This window comes from Telluribacter roseus, from assembly GCF_017355915.2.
In the GTDB taxonomy this organism is placed as follows: domain Bacteria; phylum Bacteroidota; class Bacteroidia; order Cytophagales; family Spirosomataceae; genus Telluribacter.
Genome location: NZ_JAFEUV020000001.1, coordinates 118,215 through 135,983 on the forward strand (window position 1 = coordinate 118,215; position 17,769 = coordinate 135,983).

18 protein-coding genes are annotated in these 17,769 nt (G+C 49.8%); 6 read left to right on the forward strand and 12 right to left on the reverse strand.

Features of this window, described 5'->3' with window-relative positions:
- Positions 1–171 precede the first annotated feature (171 nt).
- Entirely contained in the window at positions 172–720 is a 549-nt protein-coding gene (locus JTN23_RS00515; RefSeq protein WP_247231453.1) for a TlpA family protein disulfide reductase, read from the reverse strand.
- Positions 721–998: 278 nt separating this feature from the next.
- Between JTN23_RS00515 and JTN23_RS00520 the strand changes: the two genes are divergently transcribed.
- Positions 999–2,345, forward strand: a complete 1,347-nt coding sequence (locus JTN23_RS00520; RefSeq protein ID WP_247231455.1) for a tetratricopeptide repeat protein — start codon at positions 999–1,001, stop codon at positions 2,343–2,345.
- Positions 2,346–2,464: 119 nt separating this feature from the next.
- Here JTN23_RS00520 and JTN23_RS00525 read toward each other — a convergent pair whose 3' ends face one another.
- Genes JTN23_RS00525 through JTN23_RS00535 form a run of 3 tightly spaced genes read right to left on the reverse strand, consistent with a single transcriptional unit; the run spans position 2,465 to position 4,146 of the window.
- Positions 2,465–3,178, reverse strand: coding sequence for a superoxide dismutase (locus tag JTN23_RS00525; protein ID WP_247231457.1), 714 nt, complete (start codon positions 3,176–3,178; stop codon positions 2,465–2,467).
- 31 nt (positions 3,179–3,209) lie between these two features.
- Positions 3,210–3,824 carry a recombination mediator RecR gene (gene recR / locus JTN23_RS00530; protein ID WP_247231459.1) on the reverse strand — a complete coding sequence of 205 codons (615 nt, stop codon included), beginning with the start codon at positions 3,822–3,824 and terminating at the stop codon, positions 3,210–3,212.
- A gap of 46 nt (positions 3,825–3,870) precedes the next feature.
- Complete coding sequence (locus JTN23_RS00535; protein WP_247231461.1) at positions 3,871–4,146, reverse strand: ATP-dependent Clp protease adaptor ClpS; 276 nt, start codon at positions 4,144–4,146, stop codon at positions 3,871–3,873.
- A 111-nt stretch (positions 4,147–4,257) separates the two neighbouring features.
- Here JTN23_RS00535 and JTN23_RS00540 point away from each other — a divergent pair, with 111 nt between their 5' ends.
- A complete protein-coding gene (locus JTN23_RS00540; RefSeq protein WP_247231463.1) occupies positions 4,258–5,706 on the forward strand; it encodes a sodium:solute symporter in 1,449 nt (482 codons plus the stop codon).
- A 490-nt stretch (positions 5,707–6,196) separates the two neighbouring features.
- On the forward strand, positions 6,197–6,595 hold the full coding sequence (locus JTN23_RS00545; protein ID WP_247231465.1) for a hypothetical protein: 399 nt from the start codon (positions 6,197–6,199) through the stop codon (positions 6,593–6,595).
- A gap of 69 nt (positions 6,596–6,664) precedes the next feature.
- Here the strand turns inward: JTN23_RS00545 and JTN23_RS00550 are convergent, their stop codons facing one another.
- The 7 genes from JTN23_RS00550 to galE form a co-directional block, all read right to left on the reverse strand.
- Positions 6,665–6,994 (reverse strand): MGMT family protein, encoded by a 330-nt coding sequence (locus JTN23_RS00550; protein ID WP_247231467.1) that lies wholly within the window; start codon positions 6,992–6,994, stop codon positions 6,665–6,667.
- Positions 6,981–7,568 carry a DUF3109 family protein gene (locus JTN23_RS00555; protein WP_247231469.1) on the reverse strand — a complete coding sequence of 196 codons (588 nt, stop codon included), beginning with the start codon at positions 7,566–7,568 and terminating at the stop codon, positions 6,981–6,983. The genes JTN23_RS00550 and JTN23_RS00555 overlap by 14 nt, the downstream gene beginning before the upstream one ends.
- A 38-nt stretch (positions 7,569–7,606) precedes the next feature.
- Positions 7,607–9,856: a LysM peptidoglycan-binding domain-containing protein gene (locus JTN23_RS00560; RefSeq protein ID WP_247231471.1), complete on the reverse strand. Its 2,250-nt coding sequence runs from the start codon at positions 9,854–9,856 to the stop codon at positions 7,607–7,609.
- A gap of 46 nt (positions 9,857–9,902) precedes the next feature.
- The gene (locus JTN23_RS00565; protein ID WP_247231473.1) at positions 9,903–10,547 is read right to left on the reverse strand and encodes an O-methyltransferase; all 645 of its coding nucleotides are present in this window, start codon (positions 10,545–10,547) and stop codon (positions 9,903–9,905) included.
- 133 nt (positions 10,548–10,680) lie between these two features.
- The gene (gene rfbA, locus JTN23_RS00570; RefSeq protein WP_247231475.1) at positions 10,681–11,544 is read right to left on the reverse strand and encodes a glucose-1-phosphate thymidylyltransferase RfbA; all 864 of its coding nucleotides are present in this window, start codon (positions 11,542–11,544) and stop codon (positions 10,681–10,683) included.
- Between the two features lie 174 nt (positions 11,545–11,718).
- Positions 11,719–12,777 carry a dTDP-glucose 4,6-dehydratase gene (gene rfbB, locus JTN23_RS00575; protein ID WP_247231477.1) on the reverse strand — a complete coding sequence of 353 codons (1,059 nt, stop codon included), beginning with the start codon at positions 12,775–12,777 and terminating at the stop codon, positions 11,719–11,721.
- A gap of 44 nt (positions 12,778–12,821) precedes the next feature.
- Positions 12,822–13,850 carry a UDP-glucose 4-epimerase GalE gene (galE, locus tag JTN23_RS00580; protein ID WP_247231479.1) on the reverse strand — a complete coding sequence of 343 codons (1,029 nt, stop codon included), beginning with the start codon at positions 13,848–13,850 and terminating at the stop codon, positions 12,822–12,824.
- Between the two features lie 198 nt (positions 13,851–14,048).
- Here galE and JTN23_RS00585 point away from each other — a divergent pair, with 198 nt between their 5' ends.
- Complete coding sequence (locus tag JTN23_RS00585; protein ID WP_247231481.1) at positions 14,049–14,897, forward strand: transglutaminase-like domain-containing protein; 849 nt, start codon at positions 14,049–14,051, stop codon at positions 14,895–14,897.
- Here JTN23_RS00585 and JTN23_RS00590 read toward each other — a convergent pair.
- A complete protein-coding gene (locus tag JTN23_RS00590) occupies positions 14,894–15,526 on the reverse strand; it encodes a 4'-phosphopantetheinyl transferase family protein (RefSeq protein WP_247231484.1) in 633 nt (210 codons plus the stop codon). The two genes, JTN23_RS00585 and JTN23_RS00590, sit on opposite strands and share 4 nt — an antisense overlap.
- Before the next feature lie 112 nt (positions 15,527–15,638).
- Between JTN23_RS00590 and JTN23_RS00595 the strand changes: the two genes are divergently transcribed.
- On the forward strand, positions 15,639–16,541 hold the full coding sequence (locus JTN23_RS00595; RefSeq protein WP_247231486.1) for a WD40 repeat domain-containing protein: 903 nt from the start codon (positions 15,639–15,641) through the stop codon (positions 16,539–16,541).
- 184 nt (positions 16,542–16,725) lie between these two features.
- The gene (locus JTN23_RS00600) at positions 16,726–17,739 is read left to right on the forward strand and encodes a DivIVA domain-containing protein (protein WP_247231488.1); all 1,014 of its coding nucleotides are present in this window, start codon (positions 16,726–16,728) and stop codon (positions 17,737–17,739) included.
- Positions 17,740–17,769 lie beyond the last annotated feature (30 nt).

Below are 17,769 nucleotides of genomic sequence, written 5' to 3' on the forward strand. Positions count from 1 at the left end.
GTTCGTAGACGTAAGCCCCAGACTAGATTTGAATATCTTGGTGTGTAAGAGTTATAGTCTGTTAGAAGAATGATATATAGATCTACTTCTTAGTCAACCGTACATAATAGCAAAAAGAGCAGGTCGGACCCAAGTCTGACCTGCTCTTAGTATATAGTCCTACTACTACTCTTACAGCGTTCGCAGCTGTTGTTCAATAAAATCTATCACCTTGGGATCGTCCCACCGGTTAGCACCGATCTCCGCAGCAAGTACCTGCCCGTTGCGAAGTATATAGGTACGCGGTATGGCGTCGCCGTTTAGTTCGGGTGGATATATACCTTCATACTGGTAGAAGGGAAGCTCATACCCCTTGCGCTTGATGAAAGGAACCACCGTATTCGGAGCCTCATCCGAAATAATGTAGAAGGCTATCTTACTATTGCTCTTGTACCGGTCGTATAGCGCTTGTATACTGGGCATCTCCATGTTGCAGGGGCCACACCAGGTAGCCCATACATTGATAAATACCAGCTTGGTAGAGTCCATGGTTACCGGAGAGCCCTCCAGAGTAGTCAATGGAAGATATACTGACCCATACGGTACGGGCAGAGCCGACGATTCATCCGCGGGAGTAACATATTCGGTAGGCTCAGGCTCTGATACACTATAATAAATAGCCAGAGCAGCAAAAAGCAGCAACACTAGTATCAGGGTGTATTTTACATATTTTGATCTCATAGCCTGTCTGGTAATAGTTAGTATATTTTATTTTAACGGCAAACTACCGAATTGGATTGTATTAGCCAAACCGGCAGGGCTACCTCCTGAGGCCCAAGTTGAGTAGTCCGAAAAGAGAATCAGTAGCTAAATAAGGCTGCCTCGCTAGCTTACGAATGAGTTTATAACCGTTCAAAAAATTTAACAAGGCTGTGTTTGCCCCTCATCCTATATTTGAATACTTTTAGGGCCTCATTGAGTACCTGTCGCTATTATCCAATTAACTCCTCGCGGTTTTCATGAAAAAAATTTTCCTTTCTCTGGCTTTTGTAGCCTTTTGTGCCAGTGTGCAGCACCAGGCAGTGGCTCAGCGTTCTGCGGCTGAGTTCTTCGAAGAAGGTAACACCAAGGCCCGTTCCGGTGATTTTGCGGGAGCTCTTCAATCGTACAGTGCAGTACTAACTATGAGCCCTGAACATGCTCCCAGCTATTTTAACCGTGGTTTGGCCAAAGCCAATCTGAAAGACCATCGGGGAGCCATTATTGATTATGACAAGGCCATTGATATCAATGCCAAAGAAGCACTTTACTACCAGAGCCGTGGCGTTAGTAAAAGTATGCAGGACGACCACCGTGCTGCGGTACAGGACTATACGCGGGCTATCGAGCTCAATCCGGACGACGCCAGGTCGTACTACAACCGTGGTGTAAGCCGCGCCAAGCTCAACAATAACAGCGGAGCCCTGGAAGACTTCAACAAAGCCGTAACCCTTGATCCCAATGATGCGGTGGCCCTGTACGCCAGGGGAACCAGCAAGCAGCAACTGGAAGACTACTCAGGCTCTCTGGCTGATTTTTCGCGGGTGATAGATCTTAATCCCAAGAAGTCCGGAGCGTTCATTGGTCGTGGACACGCCAAGGTAAAGCTGGCCGATTACAAGGGAGCAGTGGCTGATTTCACCAAGGCCATTGAGCTAAGCCCTCAGGATAATTTTGCGTACGGTCAGCGGGCCTATGCCAAGTCTAAGATTGATGACTTTGCCGGAGCTATTGCCGACTATGATAAAGTATTACAGGCTGACCCGGCTAATATTGATGCGTACTACGGCCGTGGATTTGCCAAGAGCAAACTGGGTGATCAAAAGGGGGCCATCCTGGATCTGAACCAGGCTGTTGATATCAATAACACCTACACCACCGATCCCAAGAAGATCGTATACATAGGACCGATAACCCGCCCGGTACTGGACAACCTGCGTAGCCAGGTACAGGAGCACATCAAGATTAACGAGCTGTCTGATGTAAGAGCAGAAGCTTACTTCGTACGCGGACTGAGCAAGAGCAAGAGTGGCGACAGCAAAGGGGCTATTCAGGATATGAACAGTGCCATTGAACTGAACCCTTTATACGCGGATGCTTTCTTCTCACGGAGTATTGTTAAATCAGCTATCGGTGATCAGATGGGAGCTATCCTGGATTGCAGCAGTGCCATTAAGCTACGCGCGAGCTATCCCGAAGCGTACTACCTGCGGGGTATTGTCAAGCACAGCCTGGGTGATGTCAACGGGGGATGTCTGGATCTGAGTAAAGCTGGCGAACTAGGCTATACTCCATCTTATAAGGTCATCAGTGATTTCTGTAACTAGGCCGGAAGGTAGTTTGGAAGTAGGTAGCTATAAGAGCACTTCTAATATATAGTAACCAGAAGAGCCTCGGTGATCAATCACCGAGGCTCTTTTGGTTTTGCTGTTATATGAACAACTGCTTATTTGGCTTTAGTAAGATTGTCGGCTACTGTGTCCCAGTTGACTACGTCCCAGAATGCACTTACGTAATCAGCCCGCTTGTTCTGGTATTTGAGGTAGTAGGCATGCTCCCACACATCCAGCCCCAGTACAGGCATACCTTTGAAATCAGCTACATCCATAAGTGGGTTGTCCTGGTTGGGAGTAGAGCCCAGCGATAGCTTGCCGTTTTGGGCGGTAAGCCAGGCCCAGCCTGATCCAAAGCGTCCGGTAGCTTCCTTACCAAAGGCTTCCTTGAACTTATCGAATGATCCGAACTGAGCGTTGATCGCATCAGCTACGGCTCCTTTGGGAGCGCCTCCTTTGCCCGGTGCCATGACGTTCCAGAAGAACTCGTGGTTCCAGTGACCTCCGGCATTATTACGAACTGCGGCAGGAGCGCCTTTTATGTTTTTTAGAATTTCTTCAAGAGCCATGTTCTCGAACTTGGTACCCTTTACCGCGTTGTTCAGATTAGTAACATAGCCAGCATGATGCTTACCATAGTGGATTTCCATGGTAGTCTTGTCGATGCTTGGCTGCAGGGCATCAAAAGCGTACGGTAGGGGCTCCTGCTTGAAAGGGGCTGCCAGCACTCCCGAAGATGAGGTACCCTTAGCGAATGACTGCGTAGAGAAAGCACCAAACGCCAGCGCAGAGCCAGCCAGAGAGCGAAGAAATTCGTTGCGATTCATAATAATGTGGTTATAGGAATTAATAAACGGATCAATCGTAAGCCACCCGGCTTACGATACTACGCCCGAGTGTAACTTCATCGGCGTATTCAAGATCACCACCAACGGGTACACCCCGGGCAATGGTACTTACTTTTACTCCGCTGGGTCTGAGTTTTTTCTGTAAATAAAAAGCCGTAGTATCTCCCTCCATGGTAGGGCTCAGGGCCAGTATTACTTCCCGCACGGGCTCATCAGAAGGCGAGTCTGCTATACGCCTCACCAGCGATTCGATATGCAGGTCAGCGGGGCCTATGCCTTCCAGCGGAGAGATAATCCCACCTAACACATGATACAGGCCGTTGTACTGGCTGGTATTCTCGATGGCGAGTACATCACGGGTATCGACTACAACACAAAGCAGGGAACTATCGCGCTTAGGACTCTTGCAGATGTTGCAGAGCTGATCATCAGCTATATTGTGGCACTGCCGGCAAAACTGAGTCTGGGTGCGCATGGCTACCAGCGCATCCGACAGCGAGCGGGTATGTTCTTCTTCTCTTTTGAGTAAGTGTAATGCAAGTCGTAATGCTGTTTTTTTGCCTATCCCCGGTAACTTGGAAATCTCATTAACAGCATCTTCTATTAATTTGGAAGGATAATTCATGGGCTAACGATACAAACGGTCGTATGCAATGGTAGTGAATATAAAATCAGAGAATCTCGGCTGAGATACCCCGGCGGCATATTTCGTTCCGCATAGGTACCAGCTCTTCAAAATCCCCCTCCTTGACGCGGCATTTACCCTTATAATGAATGATAAGAGTACACTGCTCGGCCTGCTGAGGAGTATGTTCGCAAACCTCTATGAGTGTTTCGATAACCCAGTCAAATGTATTGACGTCGTCATTAAAAACGACAAGCGCTTTTACTTCCTTCTCAACGGTTTCTTCTACTATTTCGACGTCGGTTTCTATAAAGGGTTGCATAATCTTCAAATTTCCGTTTGATTAGCAAATCTAATCATAAAAAGGCACTAAAGGAAGCCCTTCAGCTCCTACTTTACAACGTAGAAATCCTCTAAAAAGTTACCGTAATACATGAATCCTTACATTGCTCTTGCCATATTAGTAGTCTATTTTGGTATGCTGATCATAGTGTCAGTATATACGTCAAGAGGAGCTGATACTAATACTTTTTTTACGGCCAACCGGCAGTCGCCCTGGTACCTGGTGGCGTTTGGTATGATCGGTACTTCGCTATCCGGCGTGACCTTTGTGTCGGTTCCGGGAGCAGTAGCCAATATCCAGTTTTCGTACTTTCAGGTAGTGATCGGGTACATACTGGGGTACCTGGTCATTGGTACCATACTGATGCCCCTGTACTATAGGCTCAACCTGATTTCTATCTATACCTACCTGGACCAGCGCTTTGGCTTCTGGTCGTACAAGACCGGCTCGGCCTTCTTCCTGCTTTCGCGTACGGTCGGGTCGGCGGTGCGGCTGTATGTAGCAGCGGGGGTACTGCAGCTGGCTATATTCCAGCCGCTTGGGGTACCTTTTGAGATATCCGTAGCAATCACCATTCTACTGATCTGGATCTATACCTTCAAGGGGGGGATCAAGACCATCATCATTACTGATACCTTACAAACAACCTTTCTGGTCACGGCGGTGATCCTGACCATCATTCTGGTATCCAGAGAGCTGCAATTAGGCGGTCTGGTGGATATATTCACTACCGTGCAGGACAGCGATTACTCCAAGATATTCTACTGGGATGGCAATGATCCCAAAAACTTCTTCAAGCAGTTTTTTGCCGGAGCGTTTATCGCCATAGTGATGACGGGCCTGGACCAGGACCTGATGCAGAAAAACCTGACCTGTAAGAACATCGGTGAAGCCCAGAAAAACATGTTCTGGTTTACAGTAGTACTGGTTATCGTTAACTTCCTTTTCCTCTCGCTGGGGGCGCTGCTGTACGTCTACGCCAATGCCAAGGGAATACCTACCACGGCCCGTACGGACGACTTCTACCCGATGCTGGCGCTCAATCACCTGGGACTACTCGTCGGTATCACGTTTCTGCTGGGTATTACGGCTGCGACCTACGCCAGCTCCGACTCAGCTCTTACGGCGCTTACTACGGCCTTCTGTATCGACTTTATGAATGTAGAGGGCAAGCCCGAAGCCCAGCGGTCACGAATCAAGTTTTGGGTACATATAGGCTTCTCGGTACTTTTCTACCTCGTGATTATCGTCTTCAATCAGCTTAACAGCAAGGAAGTTATTACGGCCGTCTTTGATCTGGCAGGCTATACCTATGGTCCTCTGCTCGGGCTTTTTTCGTTTGGTATGTTCCTGAAGCGGCCGGTTCGTGATCGGTGGGTACCGGTAGTATGCGTACTTTCACCAGTACTTACGTACATAGCCAATCAAAACTCGGCAGAGTGGTTTGGAGGGTACCAGCTGGGCTTTGAGCGTCTGATCCTAAATGGCCTGTTCACATTCATGGGGCTGATGCTGCTGTCAGTAGGGCGTAAAGCCTGATTTTTCTACAAGGCAACCGGCGCTCGGGAAACCTATTCCACAAAGAAGTCCGTTAAAAAGCCATTTTAGGCCGAAATCAGCAGGGATTGGTTTTTTACTATCTATTATCGAAACCAATAATAGATATAGATATGGATGCTTTACTATTTTTTGTTGCTTCGGTCACCAGTGGTGTTTGGTGTGCCTACCTGGTAGAATACCTGGAAAAGCGAGAGACTCAGCGTGAGCTCTAATACATATACCTAGTTAAAAAGTAAGAGTACCTGGTGAGCAAGTGTCCGGTTGTCCGGCATCGCACAAAAATGTTCGATTCTGAACAGATAGCCGTAGCCTTTACTAGCTTCCAGTTTTATAAATATATTTGAATATAGCTCATTTATAGATAGTTGCAGATAGTGGTGGCTTGTGAATGGTAGAGGTTGGCACGATTGGCATGGACTTTTCAATAAGTATAATATAGCCATGAAAAAAACCTTAAAATAGAAAAGCCATGAAAACGTTCGTTATCTCTACCATCATTACTCTTTTGTTAGCTCTTGTACTTCCTGTTACTTCTGCCCGTGCCGATAACCACATGCTTCGGCCTACAGATGCTAAGGCTCCCAAGGCATTCAATGTCGGAATGTACCGGATTGTTAATTCGTCTAAAGTAAGCCTGGCAGTAGCAAAGCACCCTTCTTCTCGTATGACCATTACGCTGAAAGATGAAAACGGAGACGTACTCTATCAGGAGAATCGGGGCAAAGGGACAGAGCTCTACAAAAGAAAGTTTGACTTCAACCAGATCGGCAACGGTACTTACTACTTTGAAGTAGAAGTAGACGGCCAAAAGGTTACCAAAAGCATTCAGTTGTTAACAGCTGTACAGCAGACTATTGAAGTAGAATAGTCCCAAATCCTTACAAGCAAAGAAGTCCGGGCTACTCAGCCCGGACTTCTTTGCTTTAAGATAGATAGGTCAAACCAGCTCAACCAGAGGATCCCAGAAATAGCGGCTCCATTCCTGCACCTGATCGTCTTTGACGGGTACTCCCTCGGCCTCGAGTAGTTCCTGCATGGCCGTAGGGCTGCCAAAACAATGCTTGCCGGTCAGTAGGCCCTGGCGGTTGACGACGCGGTGGGCGGGTACATCGGGCCGGCTGTGGCAATTGTTCATGGCCCAGCCTACCATGCGTGCTCCCCGTTTAGAACCCAGGTACGCAGCAATGGCACCGTATGAGGTAACGCGCCCGGATGGAATAAGCCGAACCACCTCGTATACATCCTCAAAGTAATCACCTTTTGGCATTACTGGCGGCAGTTCGCTCATCAATCTCCTGCACCAGTTGTTCGTACCAGGCCTCGCCATAGGCACGGATCAGCGGCTCTTTCAGGAATTGGTACAGAGGTACGCCCAGGTCCTGCCCCAGCGAACAGGCCGGGTTACAGATTTGCCAGCGATCGTAGTTGATGGCGTGGTACTGATCGTACTTGGTTATACGAATAGGGTACAGGTGGCACGAAATCGGCTTCTTGTAGTCGATCTTACCGTCATTGTAAGCCGCTTCAATACCACATTTAAGGGTACCTTTCTGGTCGTAGAAGGCATAGGCGCACTCCTTGCCATCAATCACCGGCGTAACCAGATCGCCTTCCCAGTCTTTGGTATACACTCCTTCTTTGGCGATTACCTGCTTGCCCGCTTCGGTCAGGTAAGGCTCTACCTGTGGGTAAATCTGCTCAAGAATAGGTAGTTCCTCGGGCTCAAGCGGGGCTCCCGAATCCCCCTCTACACAGCACGCACCTTTGCATTTTTCGATATTACACACAAAAAACTGATCCCCGATATCATCGCTTATGCAGGTGTTATCAATCAAAATCATAATGAGGGGGTGTTATATTTTCTTAAATTAAATGGTTATCAGCGCTTCGGAATTTTGATCTTCTGCCCAACTTTTACCGTGTTATCCTTCATATTGTTGAGCACTTTGAGCTCCTCTATGCTGGCCTGGTAGTTCTGCGAAATCCGGAATAGCGTTTCACCAGCCATAACAGTATGAAACTGATATTCGTTTCCGGCCGGAGCAGTTCGTGCCGGAGCAGAGACCGGAGCTGTGCTATTGCTACTACTGCTACCGCTGCTCTGTTTTACCTGAAGGCGCTGCCCTACGTATAGTTTGTCATTGGTGGTAAGGTTGTTCAGCGAAAGCAGGTTATTGACCGACATGTTATACATCTTGGAGATGCTGAAGTAGGTCTGTCCGCTTGCTACCAGATGATAATCAGCGTTAGGTGCCGTGGCCACCGGACGACTCTCTACCGGGCTGGTGCTGGTGCTTACCGGGCGGGTGCGAGTGGTAGGTACATCGGAGCCCCAGTCGGAGGTGGTGATGTTGGTAGAGGCAACGGTGCTGGTACTTGGGCTGGTGCTTGTACTGTTACTCATAGCAGCGGGGCGTCTGTCCTCTTCCGTAACAATGACGATGCGGTCGTTGGTATTACCGGTAGAGGCAGCTGCTGACGTAGTGGCCGGTGACTTGGTCGCTACTGTTTCGGGCCGGCTGGGCTGATAGATACCTACCTGAGCAGGTGTACTCTCAGGTTTGGCCGTGCTGGCCTGCTGGGGCGCACTGGTACTTGTCTGGCTTGTACCAGCTGTGCTGACGCGTGCGGGTATGGAGGCCGCAGGAGAGGCCTCTGATGGGTATGATGTATCGGCCAGCTTGGGAGTATACTTCTTGCGATCGGCCGCTGTCTGAGGTATCTCTGAGCTGGAAGCAATAGGTGCCGTGGCGGCAGGGGCAGGCTTAGTATCCTGTACGGGACCTTTGCCAGGAACAGGGCTATTGATTACCTCAACCGGCTGACTGTTCGGACGCTTTTTCATGAGCCACATTACCCGTCCTGTCTGCAGGCGCAGGTTCCGGTTGGTGAGCCGGTTGTACTTCATAAGCTCCCTGAGTCGCATACCATAGGTTTGCGAGATTCCCCGCAGGGTTTCTCCCTCCCGCACCGTATGGAAAGGTACGATGGCTTTCTTGTTCTTGCTGGCCAGGTAGTAGATCTCATTGGCTACAATGGGATCGTTGATGGTCATGTCGTTGTAGCGCAGAAAGCTCGATACGCTGATCTTAGCGGCTTTGGCCAGGGTAGCAGGTTTATCACCCTGCCGGGCCTGGATACCGGGTAGACCATTGATTTCGTAGTAGGTGTGGTCGTTGCGGCCTTTCATTTGTACACTAGCCTTGCGCAGTACCGGAAATCCAATGTCCTCACGAGCGTATTCAACTCTGCCGGCAGATGGTCCCATGGCTAACTTTTCCCTTACTACATTGATCTGATTGGTCGCGACCGGGATCGTCAGCATGTAGTCTTTGTCAGCGGGTATCTGATCTCCATTGACCCAGCGGTTGTAGTTTCGGAGTTCCAGGGCATTGATACCCAGATCGGCTGCTATGTCATCAAAGTGACGTCCCTTACCAAGGGCCGACTCGAGTAGCACGATGGTATTAGTGGTACGGTGGTGATCCAGTGCGGCTTCAAAAGCGATTTTATGGGCAAAGAACCGCAGTACGTAGCGGTCTGTCTTGGCATCCAGGGTAATCTGGCGGGCGTATGACCAGTCGGCGGGGACGATCTGGCTGATGCCACCCATGCCCAGGTAGTAGGAGTAGAGGGCCGATACCCAGTTGTTGTACTGCTTGTTGCTGCGCTTGAGGTATTTAGCGGCGGCATGCGTGGAGGCCGAAATACTCTTGCGCTCGTCTATTTCATTATCCACCCGGATACCGAACTCTACGGCGGTTTCCTGTTTGAACTGCCAGAAACCTACGGCATTGGATGTCGAAACGGCGTCAGGAGCCAGTGAGCTTTCCTGTACGGCCAGGTACTTAAAATCAATAGGTACTTCCTCTTCAATAAGTACTCCTTCAATGATTGGAAAATACAATACAGCCTTATCCAGTTTGTCTTCCCAATAGCGGCGATTGGCCATCAGGCTACGTACATCTGATTCGACTATACGTCTTGCACCCGGGTCCAGTTTAACATTGATTCCTGCAAAAGACAGGCTGTTGGGAATGTCTGGATATTCCTGAGCAAATACATCTCCGCACGTTAATCCTACGCACGTCCAGATGAGGAGAAGGTATTGTAGAGGGAATTTTAGCATAGTATAAGTAGCTAAAGGGTACAACAATGAGAAACACGATTAACTTTTATATCTTTTCTACGATCATCAGACCGTCACGTATGGGTAGCAGCACGTTCCTGACGCGGGTGTCATCCTGAACCATACGGTTAAAATCCAGCAGGGCCTGGGTCTCCTTATCGACTTTTTTGAGGCCTTGCTGTACTACCTTACCGCTCCAGAGCACATTATCAGCAATGATGATGCCACCCGGCCTTACTTTGTCAAAAATCAGGTGGTAATAGGTCGCGTAGTTGACTTTGTCGGCATCGATAAATACCAGATCAAAGGTTTCGTCCAGGTCGGGAATAATGTCGGCGGCCCGCCCAATGTGAAAATCAACCCTGGATCCATATCCGGCACTATTCAGGTAGCGGCGTACCAGAGCTTCCAGTTCCTCGTTTTTGTCGATGGTAATAAGTTTGCCGTCGGGTGATAGGCCTTCGCAGAGGCAGAGGGCTGAGTAACCGGTATAGGTACCTATTTCAAGAATACGCCGGGGGCGGATCAGGCGGGAGATCATTGACAGGAACCGTCCCTGCATGTGCCCCGAGAGCATCCGGGGCATGAGTACTTTGGCGTGTGTTTCGCGGCTGAGGGCACGAAGAAGGTCACTCTCAGCTTCGGTATGGGCTTCGGCGTAGGCTTCGATCTCTTCGGGTAAAAACTCCATTCCGTAGGGTAGGGGCAAAAATAAAGATGTCGTTTCTTCAAATTTATCAAAGAAAACGACATCTCCTTCTTATTCCAGTACAAAAATATCCGGGGTAGGTAGCTAAGCTATTCAGTACTAACGGATAGTTCTACTATTGTTCAATAATCTGCATGAGGTACTTTCCGTAGCCACTCTTCATCAGAGGAGCCGCTACCTCTCTCAGCTGCTGCTCTGTGATGAAGCCCATGCGGTAGGCCACCTCCTCAATGCATCCCACTTTCAGTCCCTGCCGGTCCTCGATCACCTGTACAAACTGTCCTGCCTGCATCAGCGACTGGAACGTACCTGTGTCCAGCCAGGCGGTGCCTCTATCCAGTACTCCTACTTTCAGGTTACCCCGTTCCAGATACACCCGGTTCACGTCCGTGATCTCCAGCTCCCCGCGGGGTGAAGGCTGGATGTTCTTAGCGATGTCTACCACATCGTTGTCGTAGAAGTACAGCCCCGGCACGGCGTAGTGCGACTTGGGCTGCTCGGGCTTCTCCTCGATGGAGAGCACGTTGAAGTCCTTGTCAAACTCCACCACCCCGTAGCGCTCCGGATCGTGTACCTGGTAGGCGTAGATCACGCCTCCCTCGGGATCGTTGTTGGACTGCAGCAGCTTGGACAGCCCCGAGCCGTAGAAGATGTTGTCACCCAGGATCAGGGCTACCTTGTCGTCCCCGATAAATTCCTCACCGATGATGAAGGCCTGCGCCAGTCCGTCCGGGCTGGGCTGCACGGCGTAGCTGAACTGGCATCCGATGCGGCTGCCATCGCCCAGTAGCTTCTCGAAGTGGGGCAGATCGTGCGGCGTGGAGATGATCAGGATCTCGCGAATGCCCGCCAGCATCAGGATCGAGAGCGGGTAGTAGATCATGGGCTTGTCGTAGACGGGCATGAGCTGCTTGCTCACGGCCAGCGTCAGGGGATGAAGCCTTGTGCCGGAGCCTCCGGCCAGTATAATTCCTTTCATGGTAGTTATTGAGTGAATGAGTGATTTAGAGATTGAGCGGACGGAGGAGCCATCGTGCGACGGTCGCCGTGGCAGCGGCGCCTCCCGCCGCACGGAGAATAAGCGAACAATTTCATAATTATTCACTCATTCACAACTCGCTCAATCACCGCGCGGCGGCCGCTCAATGATATCTTACCTTCCCGCGTACATGTCGTCGTAGTACTTCTGGTAGTTGCCCGTGGTGACGTTCTGCAGCCACTGCTGGTTGGTCAGGTACCATTCTACGGTCCGCTCCAATCCCTCGGCAAACTGCAGCGAAGGCTCCCAGCCCAGCTCTTCTTTGAGCTTGGTGGCGTCAATGGCGTAGCGCAGGTCGTGGCCGGCGCGGTCGGTGACGTAGGTGATCAGCTGCTCGGAAGTACCCTCGGCGCGGCCCAGCTTCTGGTCCATGATGCGGCACAGCAGCAGCACCAGGTCGATGTTCTTCCACTCGTTGTGGCCACCGATGTTGTAGGTCTCGCCGTTAGCTCCGCGGTGGTAGATCACATCGATAGCGCGGGCGTGGTCCTCCACAAAGAGCCAGTCGCGGATGTTCTCACCCTTGCCGTAGACGGGTAGCGGCTTGTTCTGAATGATGTTGTGGATCATCAGCGGGATGAGCTTCTCGGGGAAGTGGTTGGGACCGTAGTTGTTGGAGCAGTTGGAGATCACAACCGGCAGCCCGTAGGTATTGTGGTAGGCTCTCACGAAGTGATCCGACGAAGCCTTGGAAGCCGAGTAGGGGGAGCGAGGATCATATTTGGTCGTCTCCAGGAAGAACTCGTTGGGGTCGTGCAGCTCACCGTATACCTCGTCGGTAGAGACGTGGTAGAACCTACGGTCCTCCATATTGCCCTTCCAGGCGGTACGGGCGGCGTTCAGCAGGTTTACGGTGCCGATGACGTTGGTCATCACAAAAGCCAGCGGATCGGTGATCGAGCGGTCCACGTGTGACTCGGCCGCCAGGTGGATCACCCCCTGAAAATCGTGCTGGGCAAAGAGTTGGTCCAGAAAATCAGCGTCCACGATATCACCTTTGACGAAGGTGTAGTTGGGAGCGTCTTCAATGTCTCTGAGGTTCTCGAGGTTGCCGGCGTAGGTCAGCGCGTCGAGGTTGAAGATATGGTACTGGGGGTACTGGGTCACGAAGCGGCGCACCACGTGTGAGCCGATAAAGCCCGCGCCACCAGTGATTAGGATTTTCCTGGTCATACTACTTTTTAGCTATTTCAGGTGTAGGTACTTATTAGTTGAAATTAAACGTTATCAACACTATTAGTGATTTTTTGCTGCCACCGCCATGCGTCACGCAACGCATCAGCCAGTGATTTTTCGGCCTTCCATTTCATCACAGTATTTACTTTGTCCGACTGGGCGTAAATCTTCTCAACATCACCCGGGCGTCTGGGGCCGATGTTATAGTTAAGTTTAACACCATTGACCTCTTCAAAGGTAGTGATAAGCTCCAGTACGGTATGGCCTTGCCCGGTGCCGACATTAAAAACATCATAATAGTCACTAATTGTTTGCTCGTCGAGCAATTCTATGGCTTTTACGTGTGCTTTAGCCAGGTCCACTACGTGAATAAAGTCACGAACGCAGGTACCATCAGGGGTATCGTAGTCGCTGCCGAATACAGTCAGCGAATTGCGCAGACCCGCCGCTACCTGAGTGAGGTAAGGTACCAGGTTGCTCGGTACTCCGTTAGGAAGTTCGCCGATCTCGGCCGTAGGATGGGCTCCAACGGGGTTGAAATAACGAAGGGCTATCGCTTTCAGAGCCGGCTTTGAAAATACATGGTCCCGGATGATGTCTTCGCTGATAGCTTTGGTATTGCCATAGGGCGAGGTCGCCGGCTGACGAGGTGTACTCTCGGTAACAGGTAGCTCGTTGGGTTGCCCGTAGACGGTACACGAAGAAGAAAACACAAACTTATTGATCCCATACTCGCGCATAGCCTTAAGCAGAACTATGAGCGACATGAGGTTGTTTTCATAATAGGCTAATGGCTTTTCTACTGATTCGCCTACTGCTTTATAGGCTGCGAAATGGATAACGCCATCAAATTTTTCCTTTTCAAACAACTCACGAATCGCCTGCTCATCGTTGCAGTCAATGTCGTAGAAGGGTACTTCCTTACCGATAATATTATATAGCCCGGTCAGGACGTCCCGGTTTGAATTGTACAGGTTGTCAATAATGACGGGCGTATATCCTGCGTTGTGGAGTTCTACTACGGTATGGGATCCTATAAAGCCTGCTCCCCCGGTAACCAGAATTTTCATAATGTAGAATTAATGTGGAAATGTTATCTATATGTCTGTTAAATAGGATCTGGATATCGTTATGACCAAAAATCAGCCACAAAAAGCCCCTGGTACGTCAATAGTAAAGTTTGAGGTAGGGCAAAAGTAGAAAATTTGATAGCCATACAAAAATTGTTTTTATTTAAGCATTCGTTACCAAAACAAAGCTAGAAAGGTATGACTGATAAGGAAATAAAGGCATTAGTTTCTTTGCTGGATGATGAGGATGCGGAGGTTACTACCCATGTGGAGGAGAAAATTCGTTCGCTGGGAAGTAGTGTTATACCCTTCCTGGAGACAGAGTGGGAAGAAAGTTTTAGCCCGGTAATACAACGAAAGATAGAAGAACTGATCCATGATCTGCAGCTGAGGGTGATGATCGAGCGCCTGCAGGACTGGAAAAACGGTGGTGCCCTGGATCTGCTGGAAGGTATGTGGATCGTAGCTACCTATCAGTACCCGGAGTTGTCTCTGGACAAGCTCCGCTCTGATATAGAGCAACTATACTATGATATATGGCTACAGGTAAAAGAGGACATGAACCCGGTAGACCAGATCAAGATGATGAACGGGATCTTTTATGGAAACATGAATTTCGGGGCGAATACCAAAAGCTTCCATTCGGCCTCTAACTCCATGATCAACGTAGTACTGGAGAGCCGCCGGGGCAACCCTATAACGCTTTGTGTGATATATATGCTGATCGCCCGTAAGCTGGGTATGCCTGTACATGGCGTTAATCTGCCTAATCTGTTCGTGTTGACGTATAAGCAGGATAAGCTGCAGTTCTATATCAATGTATTTAACCGGGGGATTATTTTCTCCAAGACGGATATAGATCATTACATTGCGCAGCTTAATCTTAAGCCCAAAGATTCGTTTTACCAGCCCTGCTCCAACCTGGAAATCGTGCAGCGCGTACTACGTAACCTGATCCTTTCGTACGAGAAGGCCGGTGAGCCCGAGAAGATCAAAGAAGTGGAGTCGATCCTCAAGTCCATCATTGATGATCTGATCGAGGACTAGATGGCTAACGCCAGACAGTAGTCATCCACCCAGCGGATGTAAATGCGGGCTCTGATCTGGCGGTCCGTATCTGTGAGGGTACCCTCCAGTACCGTAGCGCTTTCGGTAAAGGGGGCAATACTGATGGAGTCTCTGAAACTTACTTTCTTACGGCCGTTGAGCTTATAAAGCGCTTCCTTGGCGCACCAGTACATACAGAGCCGGACCAGATGGTCACCGGCCTGATGTACTTCCGGGTCCGAAAGAAACTTTCGGGCAGTGCGTATCAATTTGGGATGTACCTTTTCCATATCAATGCCTACGGGCGAACTCTGATGCAGTACCCCGGCCACGTACTCGGAGGTGTGGGTAATAGAGATAGGGCAGGAGACACCTACCAGAAACGGCTTCCCGTGTTCGTCCTTCCACATGCCCTGGTACTCTGCACAGGCCTGTTCCTCGACCAGTTTCTTTACCAGCACCCGCCCGGCCAGCCATTCGCGCCGCTTTTGGGGGTGGGTAATCGTGTCCAGTTCGGTGTGATCGTCGGTAACGGGCAGCAGCTCACGTAGTTGGTCTTCGTCTTCATCCAGCTTCCATAGCAATAGCCGGCAGTAGTCCGGCGTGGTTTCGGCATAGTGAAGCGGCATAGGCGTTAAAATGGATGGAGCAATAGATTAATAAACTAAAACCGATTGGCAACTTATTACGTTGTTTCATACAAACCAAGCCTCATTGCATTTTTTAGGTAATCCCTCTCTCATGAATATTCGTAAAGTCGATACTTTCTCCGGTCACCGCGACTGCGTCTATACCCTTGCTCCCGGTCATATCCCCCAGCAATTTTATTCAGCCGGTGGCGACGGGCTGGTTGTAAAGTGGGATCTTAACAAGCCCGATCTGGGTGAACTGGTAGCGCAGGTAGGTGCTTCCATCTACGCGCTCGCTTACGATGGTACTTCCCAGCAGCTTTGGGTAGGTCATAACTTCGAAGGGATACAGGTAATAGACCCGGTCAATAAAGCGCAGATAGCTTCTTCCAAAATCGCTTCCGCGGCTATTTTTGATATCAAACTACTGGGTGACAAAGCACTGCTGGCCCTGGGAGATGGGGTGATCGTTGTAATGGACATTCCGACCTTTGCCGTACAAAAGCATATCAAGGCCTCGCAGAAGAGCATACGTTCGCTGGCGGCCAATCCCCTTAGCGGCGATATAGCCGCCGGGAGCAGCGACTGGCACATTACCGTCTTTGACAGCGACGGCTTTACCCTCAAAAAAAGACTACCGGCTCATGTCAACTCGGTGTTTACGGTACAGTACTCACCGGATGGCCGTTATCTGCTTTCGGCGGGCCGGGATGCCCACCTGAAGGTATGGGATGTTACCAATGATTACGAACCGGTACAGGATATTCCGGCGCATATGTTTTCCATTAACCACCTGACGTATAGCCCTGATAGGAAATACTTTGCAACTTGTAGTATGGACAAGTCAGTAAAAATATGGGATGCAGTGACTTTTCAGCTTAGAAAAGTAATTGACCGCGCCCGACACGCCGGACATGGTACTTCAGTCAATAAACTACTGTGGTCAGAATACGAGGATCTGCTGGTTTCGTGTAGTGACGACCGGACTATTTCGGTGTGGGAGGTAAAGGAATAAAATGTGGGGTAGTAGTGGCAATGAAAGGTACTATTTTCTTTATTTTGCCCTAGTTACTTACCGATAGTACATTGATTTGGAAATTATGTTTTTGAAATTTGTAATTTTAGTCAGTAATTGACGAATTAGGTAACTAAGTGAGCAAGGTAATCAAGTAAGCAAAACACCAAAACGTACAGTCCCAATGAAGATTTCACCCATTGATATACGGCAGCATACTTTCGAAAAAGGATTCAGGGGGTATGATGTAGACGAAGTAAGTGCATTTCTTAATTCACTTTCGCAGGAATGGGAGCGGGTGACCAATGAGAATAAAATGCTCAAGATGCAGCTCGAAATCGCCGAAAAAGAGCTGAACAAGCTCCGGGACGTAGAACTGACGCTTTTCCGTACGTTGAAGACTGCCGAAGATACCAGCACTCAGATTACCGAGCAGGCCAACAAAGCCGCCGAAAAATACCTGCAGGAGTCGCGCCTCAAGTCCGATGAAGTGATTAATGAGGCCAAGCGCAAGGCTAGTATGCTTATACAGGATGCCGAAAATCAGTCGCGCTATATCAAGGAAGAACTTGTCAATGAGCTTAAGAACCAGGAGCGTGACTTCAAGGCCATCGAGAAGTACCGTGACAACCTGATCGTTCAGCTCAAGACGCTGGTGAACAGTACCAACGATACCGTAGATCGGTTTGAGAAGAAATTCTCAAAGGACTCGTACCAGACCCGGATCGATGACCTCAAGCAGCAGATCGCCGAGACGGGCAAGAACAGAGGGATTGAGGATCAGAACATACAGACCGAAGCAGGCGTAGAAGAAGCCGTAGTAGCCCAGGTAGAGGAAACACCGGCTCCCTCCCTGGACGATACTACCGCTACCACTACCATCGTTGATACACCCGTTGAGGTAGTAGAAGTGACGGAAGAGGCACCGGCTGAGGAAGTGGTTGCCGAAGAGGTAGCCGTGGAGGAAGTAGCCCCGGCTCCGGTGGAGGAAGTAAAGGCAGAGGTAGTTACTGATACCGAAGTAGCCGAACCCCAAGTAGAAAAGACAACTCAGGAGGACGCCAGCGTGGCCATGGCTGAAGCAGAGCAGGTGGCGGAAACGTCGCAGCAGGCTAGCGGAGCCCTGAAGCAAAACCGGAATCCGGAGCCCGTTGAGGAGAAAAAATCAGGAGGTTCGTTCTTTGACCAGATCGGTTAGAGAAGAAGCCCGATAGATCTATAAAAAGTG